The following is a 12,210-nucleotide window of genomic DNA, read 5'->3' as shown; positions in this document are numbered from 1 at the left end:
CATGGCAGAATCTGCTCCATGCGGGACAAGAAAATCTCTTTTCTGGTCTGACGGCGCTTACTGCTGAATTCACTGTCGGCGAAGGTAAGTTGATGACTCATGATGAACCCTGTTCCATGGCTCCAGATGACAAACATGATCTCATATCAGGGACTTGTTCGCACCTTCCTTAGGGGAATCTGAAAATTTTCGGTTGTGTTGAAAATATTATTTTATCTTCTCTGTCGAATATCTCATTTCTAGAGGTATGGGGTTGCTACCGCACGGATTTCAGCTTCCGTTGTGCTGCTTTCAAGCAGAATTAAAAAGAAATGAACTATAACCACTCCCTGGCTACCTTTGGGACTCTGAGGGTCGGATGAGTAGCCTATCAAACGCTGACTGCTCCTGTTGAGTAAAAACACAGCCGATCCGTGGGATTTGAATGAAATCTTGATGGCGGTCAGATTTTGACGCGGAAAGGTCGAGAGAAACGGGGGAGGGGAGATGGCTTCTCTTCTTGTTGCTGCATCGCCCGGCCAAGCAAGTCATGTGTTATCTCTTGCTCATCAATGCCTTGTAACAGCTGGTTACAGATCTTGCGTCGACCGGCGAACCCTTCCTCCAGTAAATTCAGCGGCAATTGAATGCACCTCACATAACAAAGCAATTGCAAGGAACAAGAGTCATGAGAATGCACCACAAAGCCATGCTGGCCATCGCCTGCACCGCCGCCTTGTCCGCCTGTGACAGCGAGAAGGCGGCCAACAGCATCGCCAAACGCGTGCCGATGCTGACATCTATGAGTCGAACCTGCTCAGCCGCGATGGCGGTCAGGGGCAAGGCTCAGTAGCCCGTCATCTCCAGATAACCCAGCCCTTGGGCATCCCCTTCGACAGTCACGGCCCCTTCCCAGTAGTCAAAGCGGCCCGTCATGGCCTGATTGGGCTGGCGTGCACGGATGGTGAGCTTGATATCGGCGGCTTCCAGCTGCCACTCGACGGGGTAGTCCTGCCCCTTTGGACCGCGCCAGGTCTTGCCCGGGGTGAGGACGATGGATTCTGGAGCGAGTAACCGGCTGCTGCCGTCTCGTTCAATCAGGATGCCGTAGCGGTTCTCCGGCTCAGTGTGGCCCGCTTTGGTGCGCAGGCGAAACAGCATCAGCTCGCGGCCATCTTCAAATTGCAGCGAAAACCAGTCCCAGCCCGATTGCCACTGGGCCAGTACCGAGCTGCTCCACTCGTGATCAAACCAGCCCTGGCCTGTGACGGCGCGGGTCTCCCCCTCCAGGGTCAAGGTGCCGCTAAGCGTCAGGCGCGGGTAGGAGTAGTAGAAGGAGGCGTTGCCCGGGCTCTTCTCGCTGTAACCCGCTTTGCCTTGCAGCACCACTGGCTTGGCGGCGCTCACCCTGAGGTTCAACTCACCCATCTTGCTCTGCACCTTCAAGGTGGCGGGAAAGAGCGATTTTCCTTCAGAGGCAAGCACCCACTCTCTTAGCCAGTATTCGCCGCCGCTGGCCCCGGCGAGCCCTGGCCCCTGGCGGCTGGTGCGCTCATCCTGGCGGTGGCTGCCACGGGCGAGATCCGTGATGGCGAACTGGGCCAGCCAGAGCTGGGGGCTGAGCCAGGGGTTGTCCGATGTGATCTGCTGCTCGATACCTTGCCGAAACAGGGTCCATTGCATGCCGTAGTCGCGCCCCTGCTCGTCTTTCAGGTTGCCGGTGAGATACCACCACTCGGATCTGTAGTCGGGGTGGGCGCCGTGATCGGCGGGCAGGCGGATGGGCTGGCCCGGCTCGGCCTTCCTGAACTGATCGCTGCCGCCCCCGAGCAGGGTGCCCAGGTCGCTGGCACCGACCGTAGCGCCATGGAGGATGCAGGCAATCATCAGCGGCCACTTCCAACTCAATTTCATACCACTCTCCTTGCGGCGTACCAGGAGGCGAGCGCCCCGCACAGGGGGGCGAGCAAGAGCGCCGTGACGGCGTGCAAGGGGGCGGCCTCGAAGGCGAGACGCCAGCCAAAGGCGCGGGGGTTGACCACCTCAATCAGCACCCAGGCGAGGCCATAGCCCACCGGCAGGGCCAGCAGCGCCGTGAGCAGCCCCAGTCCCGCACCCTGCCACACCAGCAGGCGGCGGCAGTGGCGGGGGCCTATCCCCAGGCTCTGCAGTGTCTGCAACTCGCCACGGCGGGCCAGCCCCAACACCATAAAGGCGGAGCCGATGCCGACGAAGGCGATGCCGAGGATCAGCAATTTCAGCAATTCGGTCACCACAAAGGTCTGATCGAACACCTTAAGCGCCGCGGCGTGGATGGCGGGGGCGGGCAGCAGGTTCACCCGCTCGCCAAAACGGGCACGCAGCCGATCGCTTAGGCCCTCGGGATCCGTGCTGAAGAGGGCGAGGGATTGCACCGCGCCCCCTTCGAAGGCGTGCAGTATCTGCCCCTTGTCGCTGCCGTAATCCTGATAGACGCCGGTGACGGTGAGGGCCCTTGGCCCCCCTTCGCTCGTCACATCCAGGGTCTGCCCCACTCTGACCCCGAGGCGCACAGTGAGGGGCTCGCTCGCCAGCACCTCGTCGGGCGTTGCGGGCCAGCGCCCGGCCAGCAACGGATAGGCGGCCTTGAGCTCGGGGACAAAGTCCATCTGCGCCCACTCTATGGGCTGCCCCTGCCAGCGGGCGGGGTGCACGGCGCGGCGGGAGGCGGCACGCACGTCCGGCTCGGCGAGTATAGCGGTCAGTGTCTGCTCGCTCAGCTGGCCTCTGCTGCCTGCCACCCCCTTGGGGGCGCTGACATAGAGGTCGGCGGCGAGCCGCTGGCCGAGCCAGATCTCCACGCTCGAGCGAAAGCTCGACACCATGACCCCGATGCCGATGGCCGCGGCGATGGCAAGCTGCAGCGCCATAACGGCGATGGCGGTGCGATCCAGATGGTATTGGGTCTCGGCCACCCCGAGCCGGACGCTGAGGGGGCCGTGCCCGCGCAGCCGCCCCAGCAGAGCGCGCAGGGCATCGGGCAGGGCGAGCGCCATGGCGAGCAGCCAGCCTCCGGCCACGAAGAGGGCACCCCCCAGGCCGGTTTGCGGCAACAAGAGGCAGAGGGCGCAGAGCAGCAGTATGGCGATGGCGAGCAGACGCCTGCGCCAGGGATAAACCGGCGGGCGGCAGCTCCCCTCCCGCAGTGCAAGAGGGGATTGGCGCAGCAACTGCCACCAGCCGGGGAGGTTGGCGGCAAGCGTCCCCAACAGGCCGATCAGCAGCGCCTTGATGAGACTTGCGGGGGAGAGGCGCAGCAGATCGATGGGGTTGGGGCCATAAAGGTCTGCCAGTGCCTGGGTGAGCTGTCCCATGAGGGCCAGCGCCAAGAGGCTGCCGAGCAGTAGCCCAAGCAGGGTGCCTATGGTGGCGAGGATGAGCAGCTCCAGGGCCAGATAGCGGAGTACCCGGCTTGGCGGCATCCCCAGGATGATGAGCTGGGCGAGCTGGGGGCGGCGCACGCTCTGCACGAAGCGCTGGGCGTTGAACACCAGAAACAATCCCACCGCCATGGCGAGCAGGGAGAGGGCGCTGAGGTTGAGGGCCAGGGCATCCCCGAGCTGGCTGGCATCGAGGGCCGGGCTGATGGGCTCGAGCCAGAGCGGCTGATGGGAGAACTCGGCTCCCAGCGCGGCCTGCAAGGCTCTTTGCAAGGTATTGGCCTCTGCGTCGCTTAACTTGAAGACGATGCGATCCAGTCTTCCTGCCTTGCCAAGCAGGGGTTGGGCCAGGCCTATGTCGGTGACCAGCAGTCGCTCCATGGGGACGGCGCCCGGCTCGAAGGTACCCGCGAGAGTGAGGGTGAGTGTGCGGGCGCTGTCCGCCCCGGCGCCCAGCATAAAGCTCCGCGACTGCCCCAGGGACCAGCCGAGGCGTTTCGCCTCGGGGGCCGAGAGCCAGACGCTGTCGGCGCGGCTCAGGGTGAAGTTGGGTTCGCGCCCCGGCTGCTCGCCAAAGAGTCGGCGCAGGGGGCCCGGGTTGAAGAGATCCATCCCCAGCAGCTGGAAGCTGCGCCCCTGCTCATCCTTGAGCCAGGCGTGCAACTGGGGCATGGCGTCAAGAGCGGGCTGGCTTCGCACCAGCCGAACGTAGAGCCCCTCATCCAGGCCACCGCTCGGGGCCAGTCGGTAGTTCGCTTCCCCCGCAAGCTGGCTGCGGGCGGCGACGAAATTGGTGCGGGCGCTGTGGTTCAAAAGCTCGATGGCCACCACCAGGGTGACCCCCAGCATGAGTCCGGCCAGGCTCATCAGCAGCAGCCAGGGGTGGGCGCGATAGAGGCGCAGCAGCGCCTTCAGCGGCAGCATGATGCATCCCGGCGGCTTGCGTCACCCATGGGGTCTGGCCTCGAGCAACTGCCCCCCTTCCAGGCGCAGCACCCTGTCTGCCAGGGCGCCATAGCCCGGGTTGTGGCTCACCAGCAAGAGGCCTGCGCCGGTATCGCGCACCGCCGCCATCATCAGCCCCATCACCTGCTCGGCGTTGTGCTCATCGAGGCTCCCGGTGGGCTCGTCAGCGAGCAGCCACTGGGGTCGGTGAACCAGGGCCCGGGCCAGGGCCACCCGCTGGCGCTGGCCGCCGGAGAGCTGCTCCGGCCAGGCGTGGCGCTTGTGGCTCATCCCCAGGCGTTCGAGCAGGGCATCGAGGCGCGCCATGTCGCGGGGCAGGTGGTTTATCTCCAGGGGCAGACAGAGGTTCTCCAGCACTGTGAGGGTCGGCAGCAGGTTGAAGTCCTGATAGACGATGCCAAAATGCCGGCCCCGCAGGCGGGCCCGCTCGTCCGGGGACTGGGTGTCGAGCCGGGTCTCTCCCAACCAGATCTCCCCTTCGTCCGGGGGGATGAGACCGGCGATGAGGTTGAGCAGGGTGGACTTGCCACAGCCGCTTTGCCCCAGCAGCAGACAGGTTTCGCCGGGGTTGAGCTTGAGATCCAGCCCGGCAAACAGGGGGAGCGTCTCACCGCCGTTGGCGAAGTGTTTACCGAGGTTGCGCAGATTCAGCATGGGATAACCGGTTGATGGCCAATGGCTTTCACAATGTCAGCCACTATGCCAGTTAGTGATCGCGCCTGCAAAAGGGATGAGGATCCTCGCTGGATCCCGCTCGCCAGAGGTGGTTAGAATAGGGGCTTCCATGGGTCACAGGATGAGCAAGGATGTTACACAAGCAAGTCAGTTTTATCGTCGACAGCAAGGGGGCCAAGCAGGCTGCCGTGGTCCCCATCGATATCTACAACGAGCTGATGACCCTGCAAAAGGCGCTCTCCGACAACAAGCCCGGCGAGCGCGAGCTCTACCACTTCAACGGCAAGGGGGCCGAAGCCCATGGTTATCCGGTGGGCAAGCGGCAGAATCCCGGCTTCATGGTGCAGGCGGGCTCCACCGCCAACGGGGAGGATGCCGCCTCCTTGCGCGAGGCGGTGATTGAGCTGCGCCAGGAGTTGCTGGCCAAGGGGGTGCTCATCCCCCGAACCGAGGGGGGCTTCGTGTTCGGCGCCGATCAGCTGTTCAACAGCCCGAGCCTGGCCGCCAGCCTGGTGGCGGGCAACAACAGAAGCGGGCTGGATGCCTGGCAAAACAGTGCCGGCTACACCCTCAAGCAGTCCGGTTTCGGCAAGAAGACCCCCTGACGTCCCCTGTTCGGGCCGCGCCGCCTGCCCCGAGGCGGGCGGTCCGGCCTCAGGGTCGGGATGGCGGTGACTTCCCGGTTCGCTGCTAGCCTCAATGCCAGACGGTTCTCAAGAGAAGCGCACCCATGTCTGGATCCTCACGCCTTGCCCCCTTGCCCGGGCTCTGCCTGTTCTGTGGCCCCGCCCTGGCCGATGGCGGCCCCCTTTCCCTGACGCACACCGGCGTCGGCCTCTTCGCCCTCGTCATCTTCGTGCTCGCCTATCTCCTGGTGATGGCCGAAGAGTACCTCAAGCTGCGCAAATCCAAGCCGGTGCTGATCGCCGCCGGCATCATCTGGATAGCCATTGGCGTCGTCTATGCCGGGCAGGGACAGAGCCCCCTGGCACACGAGGGGTTTCGGCAAAACCTGCTGGAGTATGCCGAGCTGATGCTGTTCCTGCTGGTTGCCATGACCTACATCAACGCTATGGAGGACAGGTTGCTGTTTGCCGCCCTGCGCGCCCGCCTGGTGCGGGCGGGGCTCAGCCTGCGCACCCTGTTCTGGCTCACGGGATTTCTGGCCTTCTTCATCTCTCCCGTGGTGGACAACCTCACCACGGCACTCCTGATGTGTACCGTGGTGCTCAATGTGGCCAACGGGGATCGCCGCTTCATCAACCTCGCCTGCATCAACATAGTGGTGGCGGCCAATGCCGGCGGCGCCTTCAGCCCTTTCGGCGACATCACCACCCTGATGGTGTGGCAGGCAGGCAAGGTACCGTTCGGCCAGTTTTTTGCGCTCTTCATCCCCGCTCTGCTCAACTTCCTGATCCCGGCCAGCCTGATGAGTCTGATGGTGCCGCGTCATGCCCCCAGGGTGCTCGATGAGGAGGTGGTGCTCAGGCGCGGTGCCGCCACCATAGTGCTGCTCTTCCTCCTCACCATAGGCACCGCCGTCGCCTGCCATCACTTTCTGCACCTGCCCCCGGTGCTTGGCATGATGACGGGGCTGGGTTATCTGCAATTCTTCGGTTTCTACCTGCGCAAGACACAGCGTGGCATCCTGGCGCGGGAGCGTGCCCTCTACGAGCGCACCGGCGACCATGCACGCCTGCTGCGCCTCGGCTCCATAGTGCCGTTCGACGTGTTCAACAAGATTGCCAAGGCGGAGTGGGACACCTTGCTCTTCTTCTACGGGGTGGTGATGTGCGTCGGTGGGCTCGGTTTCATGGGGTATCTGGCGCTGGCATCCCAGTTCCTCTACCAGGGGGATCCGACCCAGGCCAATGTGGTCATCGGCCTACTCTCCTCCGTCATCGACAACATTCCGGTGATGTTTGCCGTGTTGTCGATGGAGCCGCAGATGAGCACGGGGCAGTGGCTGCTGGTGAGCCTGACCACGGGCGTGGGGGGCAGCCTGCTCTCCATCGGCTCCGCCGCCGGGGTGGCCCTGATGGGCCAGGCCCGTGGCATCTATACCTTCGTCGGCCACCTCAAGTGGTTGCCCGCCATTCTCCTTGGTTATATGGTCAGCATAGGGGCGCATCTGTGGCTCAACAGCGCCCTGTTCTGAGCGCCATGGACATTGCAAAGGAAGGGATGATGGGACAACTGTTCGAGGCGCTCTCGCCGCGCCACGTGGCCTTTATCGCGGCGCAGAAAATCTATTTTGTCGGTACGGCGGCGGGTGAGGGCACGGTCAACCTCTCCCCCAATGGAGGGGATTCGTTGCGCATCCTCGATGCCCATACCCTGGCCTGGCTCAACCTGACCGGCAGCGGCAACGAGTCGGCGGCCAATGTGTTGCAGAACCCGCGCATGACAGTGATGTTCTGCGCCTTCGAGGGGGCGCCCATGATACTACGGGCCTATGGCCAGGCGCGGGTGCTGCACCGGGGCGACCCGGACTGGGAGGCGGCGCTGGCGCGCTTCCCGGCCAGCGTGGCGGCCCGCCAGATCTTCCTGCTCGACATTGAACGGGTCCAGACCTCCTGCGGCATGTCGGTGCCCCTGTTTGACTATCAGGGGGACAGGGAGGATCTCGCCAACTGGTCGGCGCGCCAGGGCAAGGAGGGCATAGAGGCCTACTGGCGCAAGAAGAACCAGCTGAGCCTGGATGGGCTGGAGAGCGAGATCCTGGCCCGCAGCGGCTTGGAGGCAGACGCCTGAGGGCCGAGCCCCTGATGCAAAAAGCCCTGTCCGGTGGACAGGGCTTTTTCGTGTCAGGCTAACCTGAGCCGAAGGGATCGTCAGGCCGCCCCGGCACGTTTGCCGGTGAGCAGCCAGTAGCAGAGCGCCGAGCCCAGGCCACAGGCGGCGATGGCCATCGCCATGGGCAGTGGCGACTCGGGCGGGTTGAGGTTGACCAGGATCCCCACCACGGCGCCGATGCCAAAGCGCAGGGTGCCCGCGAGCGCCGAGGCGGTACCCGCCGACTGGGGGAAGTGGCCCATCAGGCCGGTCATGGCGTTGGCCCCCACGAGGCTGATGTGACCGACGAACAGTACCACCGGGATGACGATGCCCCACAGGCCGCCGGTCTGGCTCCAGGCGTTGTAGATGAGCAGGGCCCCGGCGCAGGGCAGCACCATCAGACCGTATTGCAGCATGCGCTCGGCGCCCACCCCCTTGACCAGGCGGCTGTTGACGAAGGTGACCACCATCATCAGCAGGATATTGAGGCCAAACAGCCAGCCGTAATGCTCGGTCGGCACCTTGAAATACTCGATATAGACGTAAGGGGAGGCGCTGATAAAGGCAAACATACCCGAGCTCGACAGGGCACCGCACAGCACATAGCCCATGGCGCCGCGGTGGGAGAGCACTCCCCAGTAGTTGCGCAGCACTTGGCCGAGCTTGAGGGGCTGCCTGTGTTCAGGTTTCAGGGTCTCCTGGATCTTCCACTGCATCACCACGCAGATGAGCAGGCTGATGCCCACCAGTAGCCAGAAGATAACCCGCCAGTCGGCATGGGCGCTGATGTAGCCGCCCACCACGGGGGCCACCAGGGGGGCGAGCGTCATCACCAGGATGACGAAGGACATGGCCCGGGAAAACGCATCCTTCTCGAACAGATCCCGCAGCAGGGCATTGACCACCACGGATCCCGCCGCCCCGCCGGCGGCCTGCAGCATCCGCCAGGACAGCAGCTCCGGCAAGGAATCCGCCAGGGCGCAGCCCACCGAGGCCACGGCGAACATCGTCAGGCCCGCCAGGATCACCGGCTTGCGGCCGAAGCTGTCGGCGAGCGGCCCGTAGAACAGCTGGCCGATGGCGAAGCCGCCCAAAAAGGCGCTGATGGTGAGCTGGGCCCCGTCGATGCTGGTGGCCAAGTCCCGGGCGATGGCCGGAATGGCGGGCAGGTACATGTCCACCGCGAGCGGGGTCAGGCCCGCCAGGGCGCCGAGCAGGATGAACAGGAAGCGGGGAGAGAGGGTCGTGGCTTGGGGCATAGGGTATCCGAGTCGTGGCAGGGCCGGGAAAAGAGGCAAGTGTTGAGTCTATCAGTTTTGGCAGGCTTGAGCAGGTCTATCCTGGCACGGGCCCTGAGGTCAGATCTGCTAAGGGCTCAGCGCACCGGACGGTATGCTCGGTGGCGGCAGAGGAGCAGGAGCCAGCCCAGCCACCCGAGCAGGGAGAGGGCATTGCCTGCCCGCTCGGGCCAGCGCGCCGTCAGCCTGAGGGTGAGGCTGTGGCTGCCCGCCGGCACCCAGAGCTGCATCAACCCCTGGGGGTTGGCGCTCACCGTCAGCATCAGGTGCTCGTCGAGCCAGGCCTGCCAACCGGGGTAATGGTACTGGTGCAGGACCAGCCGGGTCGGCACGGTCGCCGTCACCGCCAGGGTCAGAGCCCTGGGTTGCCAGCGGTGCAACGTCCAGCTGGCGCCTGGGGGATCGGCGCTCACCGGGGGCTGGAACTCGTCCTTCCAGGCGAGCAGGGTCGGGGCGAACATGCCCCCCGGCACCTGCCTTGGCCTGTACTCCCGGGCGCTGCGCTTGCTGTCGAACTCGAACGTCATGGCCTCCCGGGTGGGGGCCTGGGTGAGGGGGGCGTGACGGACGTAGGCGAGGGTGGTGATCAGGGTCAGCAGGAGTGTTCCCCACCAGAACCATTGCCAGGGGCGGTGCGTGGGGGTACCCAGGGCAACCACGGCGACCGTGGCCAGGGTGAGGATAAGATTGAGTCGCCAGGGAAACTGCACTCGCTGCAGGGGGGGCAGCAGGCTCCAGAGCGGCTGGCTCACGGGCAGCATCACCAGGAAGGCGATGACGCCGAGCGCCCCCCAACACAGCAGCTCGGGGTGGCGCGGCTCGCGGGCGGCGGCCCAGGCGATGAGCAGCAGGGCCAGGGTCAGCAGGCTCTGCCACGCCAGGTGGCCGCGAAAGCGCCAGTCCCCCCAGCCCGAGGGCAGGCGGTCGAGGAAGTTGCGCCGAAAGTCGAACATGCCGCCGCGCATCAGCTCCATGGAGATGGCCCCCTGATCCGCCAGGGCGGGCAGCAGCAGGGCGGCCGCCATGCACAGCCCCAGTCCCTGGGCCCCCAGAGCTATCCAGCAGGGGTGCAGATCCCGTACACGCCAGGAGAGCCAGAGGGCGCGCACGCTGACCAACCCCATCATCAGCAGCAGGCTGGGCAGGTGGGAGAAGGCCAGCAGCGCCAGACCCAGGATCAGCAGGGGCAGGCCCTGGCGCAGGCCGCGATGGGCGAGATCCTGGCCAAGCAGGATCAGCGGCGCCCAGGCGAAGGCCCAGAACTCCGCCAGGGCGAAGCGGGCGTAGAGATCCATGGCCAGGTGATAGGGCAGGATCAGGTAGAGCAGGCTGACCGCCAGGGCCCGGCCCGGGGGCGTGGTGGCGCGCAGCCACAGATAGGCGAACGTGCCGGAGAGCAGCAGCGCCAGGGTGGCGCTGCCGAGCAGGGGGTAGATGGCTTGCTGGGCGGGGGCACCGGGGCCGGCAAAGAGGGCGCTGACGTAGTAGGGGAGCGGGGGGTAGAAGAAGAAGGTGGGGCTGCCAAAGCCGCCGTTCATGGCCATCAGCCAGCGGGGATAGAGCTCCCCCTGCCACAGCTGGCGGGCAAAATAGTGGCCCGAGAGCAGGTGGTGGAACAGATCGTGCCCCTGAGTGCCCCCCTGCAGCCAGACAGGCAGCACCAGGAGCGCACTGGCCAGTGCCAGGATCAGGGGCACCAGTGCCCACTCCTTGCCTCCCTTCATGCATCCTCTCCCTGCCACGCCCATGCGCAGTGAGTGTAGACGAGTCAGCTGACGCAGCGACGCGTTTGGGCCAGAGCCTTGAGCCTGTCAGCGCGGTATGGCGAGCCAGAGGCCGGGTTCGGCGCCAAAGCGGGGGGCAAACCAGTGCGTCTGGTGGGGGAGCTGCATCTCGTTCTGCGCTATGGGGCGGCGACTGAGGCGGCAGGCCCCCTGGGTGAGCGCAAGGGCGGCATCCCCCTGATACCAGCCGTCGGTGACGGGTAATGCCGTGGTTTCCCTAAGCAGCCGTACTCCCCACTGAGTCACCAGCGCCGGGCACGCTTTTTCTGCCAGCCTTGCTGCCTGCACCATGGCGGGCGGCGCTGGCGCGGTGAGTGTGGTGCAGAGCAGCAACAGGGCTCCCAGCATGGCAGGGCGTTCGCCCCATTGGGGCAGCCTGCCCGCCAGCAGCACTATACCGAGCAGGGTGATGGGCGCCAGATGGCGGGGATTGTCCGGGTTCTGGCCAAACAAGGTCCAGAGCAGCAGGGCGAGCCAGTAGAGGGTCCAGAGCGACGACATGGTCTGTTGTTGGCGCGCTCGTTGCCAGAGCGGCAGCACCAGCAGCGCTCCCATCGGCAGGGGCCAGAGCGGGGTCAATTGATCGCTGAAGGTGTGGGCCCAGCTCAGTAGCCGATCCCCGTGGGCCGCCGCCGTGTTGCCCCAGAGGGTGAAGTGGCCGTCGGTAAAGCGCCGCCCCTCGGCAAAATAGGCCCAGCCATCGGCCTGCCAGACAAACAGCAGGCAGGCTAGCCCCACCAGGGTGATGGAGAGCAGAAGCTTAAGGCGCTCACCCTTGTGCGCCATCCCCAGCCACAACGGCAGCAGGGCCAGCACCAAGTAGGAGGGGCGCAGCGCCAGCATGAGGCCCAGCAGCAGACCGGCCAGTGTTATCTTGCGATGCAGCAAGGCCAGCAGCGCCCCGAGCCAGGCGGCCAGTGCCGGCCCGTCCGAGAGGCCGGAGAGCGCCAGCGTCGGGGTGAGCGGCAGGGCCAGCACCAGCAGCCAGACCGGCGCAAAGAGACCCGGGCGTTGCCACAGCCTGGCCGCAAGTCCAGCGGCGAGTGGTGCGATCAGCGCCGTGCCGAAGAGGCTCGCCCACTGCACTGCGGCGGCGGGATCGTCCACCGCCAGGTTGATCAACCGTGCCAGCCAGATAAAGGCGGGGTAGCCCGGAAAGTGGGGGGAGAACTCCAGCACGCTGAAGCGCATCACCCCGTGTGCGAAGTTGAGGGCATCGTCGGAATCCAGCGCCACCGGGAAGGCGAGCAGCCAGCAAATCCACACCCCTTGCAGCAGGATCAGCAGGTAAGGTCGATTAGCGAAGCGTAA

Annotated in this window: 10 protein-coding genes and 1 pseudogene; 4 read left to right on the top strand and 7 right to left on the bottom strand. The window is 65.3% G+C overall.

Translation table 11 applies throughout. From position 1 onward, the window contains the following. Positions 1–101, bottom strand: a pseudogene (locus ACB039_RS20130) (IS5/IS1182 family transposase); the annotation flags it as partial. Between the two features lie 566 nt (positions 102–667). Here ACB039_RS20130 and ACB039_RS20125 point away from each other — a divergent pair. Beyond that, positions 668–832, top strand: a complete 165-nt coding sequence (locus tag ACB039_RS20125; protein ID WP_182789029.1) for a hypothetical protein — start codon at positions 668–670, stop codon at positions 830–832. Here ACB039_RS20125 and ACB039_RS20120 read toward each other — a convergent pair. Genes ACB039_RS20120 through ACB039_RS20110 form a run of 3 tightly spaced genes read right to left on the bottom strand, consistent with a single transcriptional unit; the run spans position 826 to position 5,018 of the window. Further along, positions 826–1,866 carry a lipocalin-like domain-containing protein gene (locus tag ACB039_RS20120; RefSeq protein ID WP_232092403.1) on the bottom strand — a complete coding sequence of 347 codons (1,041 nt, stop codon included), beginning with the start codon at positions 1,864–1,866 and terminating at the stop codon, positions 826–828. The genes ACB039_RS20125 and ACB039_RS20120 overlap by 7 nt on opposite strands. Positions 1,867–1,889: 23 nt before the next feature. Next, complete coding sequence (locus tag ACB039_RS20115; RefSeq protein ID WP_371166299.1) at positions 1,890–4,322, bottom strand: FtsX-like permease family protein; 2,433 nt, start codon at positions 4,320–4,322, stop codon at positions 1,890–1,892. Positions 4,323–4,343: 21 nt separating this feature from the next. Next, on the bottom strand, positions 4,344–5,018 hold the full coding sequence (locus ACB039_RS20110) for an ABC transporter ATP-binding protein (protein ID WP_163149137.1): 675 nt from the start codon (positions 5,016–5,018) through the stop codon (positions 4,344–4,346). A gap of 152 nt (positions 5,019–5,170) precedes the next feature. On the opposite strand from ACB039_RS20110, the gene ACB039_RS20105 reads away from it, so the two are divergent. From ACB039_RS20105 to ACB039_RS20095, 3 genes are all read left to right on the top strand, one after another. Next, the gene (locus ACB039_RS20105) at positions 5,171–5,644 is read left to right on the top strand and encodes a DUF4357 domain-containing protein (protein ID WP_042648957.1); all 474 of its coding nucleotides are present in this window, start codon (positions 5,171–5,173) and stop codon (positions 5,642–5,644) included. A gap of 125 nt (positions 5,645–5,769) precedes the next feature. Continuing rightward, a complete protein-coding gene (gene nhaD / locus ACB039_RS20100) occupies positions 5,770–7,197 on the top strand; it encodes a sodium:proton antiporter NhaD (RefSeq protein WP_171269644.1) in 1,428 nt (475 codons plus the stop codon). A 29-nt stretch (positions 7,198–7,226) separates the two neighbouring features. Further along, entirely contained in the window at positions 7,227–7,793 is a 567-nt protein-coding gene (locus ACB039_RS20095; RefSeq protein ID WP_182785683.1) for a pyridoxamine 5'-phosphate oxidase family protein, read from the top strand. Positions 7,794–7,873: 80 nt separating this feature from the next. Here the strand turns inward: ACB039_RS20095 and ACB039_RS20090 are convergent, their stop codons facing one another. From ACB039_RS20090 to ACB039_RS20080, 3 genes are all read right to left on the bottom strand, one after another. Beyond that, positions 7,874–9,076 carry a Bcr/CflA family multidrug efflux MFS transporter gene (locus tag ACB039_RS20090; protein ID WP_182785682.1) on the bottom strand — a complete coding sequence of 401 codons (1,203 nt, stop codon included), beginning with the start codon at positions 9,074–9,076 and terminating at the stop codon, positions 7,874–7,876. Positions 9,077–9,192: 116 nt separating this feature from the next. Beyond that, positions 9,193–10,839, bottom strand: coding sequence for a hypothetical protein (locus ACB039_RS20085; RefSeq protein WP_182785681.1), 1,647 nt, complete (start codon positions 10,837–10,839; stop codon positions 9,193–9,195). An 87-nt stretch (positions 10,840–10,926) separates the two neighbouring features. After that, on the bottom strand, positions 10,927–12,186 hold the full coding sequence (locus ACB039_RS20080; protein ID WP_182788926.1) for a hypothetical protein: 1,260 nt from the start codon (positions 12,184–12,186) through the stop codon (positions 10,927–10,929). Between the last annotated feature and the right edge of the window lie 24 nt (positions 12,187–12,210).

This window comes from Aeromonas sp. S2(2024) (genome assembly GCF_041402505.1).
GTDB lineage: Bacteria > Pseudomonadota > Gammaproteobacteria > Enterobacterales > Aeromonadaceae > Aeromonas > Aeromonas media.
This window is presented reverse-complemented; position numbering and strand designations above follow the sequence as displayed.

Bases quoted from the DNA above. Each gene is read 5' to 3' on its own strand.
- ACB039_RS20125 (WP_182789029.1), top strand. From the start codon at position 668: ATGAGAATGCACCACAAAGCCATGCTGGCCATCGCCTGCACCGCCGCC.
- ACB039_RS20120 (WP_232092403.1), bottom strand. From the start codon at position 1,866: ATGATTGCCTGCATCCTCCATGGCGCTACGGTCGGTGCCAGCGACCTG.
- ACB039_RS20115 (WP_371166299.1), bottom strand. From the start codon at position 4,322: ATGCTGCCGCTGAAGGCGCTGCTGCGCCTCTATCGCGCCCACCCCTGG.
- ACB039_RS20110 (WP_163149137.1), bottom strand. From the start codon at position 5,018: ATGCTGAATCTGCGCAACCTCGGTAAACACTTCGCCAACGGCGGTGAG.
- ACB039_RS20105 (WP_042648957.1), top strand. From the start codon at position 5,171: ATGTTACACAAGCAAGTCAGTTTTATCGTCGACAGCAAGGGGGCCAAG.
- nhaD (WP_171269644.1), top strand. From the start codon at position 5,770: ATGTCTGGATCCTCACGCCTTGCCCCCTTGCCCGGGCTCTGCCTGTTC.
- ACB039_RS20095 (WP_182785683.1), top strand. From the start codon at position 7,227: ATGGGACAACTGTTCGAGGCGCTCTCGCCGCGCCACGTGGCCTTTATC.
- ACB039_RS20090 (WP_182785682.1), bottom strand. From the start codon at position 9,076: ATGCCCCAAGCCACGACCCTCTCTCCCCGCTTCCTGTTCATCCTGCTC.
- ACB039_RS20085 (WP_182785681.1), bottom strand. From the start codon at position 10,839: ATGAAGGGAGGCAAGGAGTGGGCACTGGTGCCCCTGATCCTGGCACTG.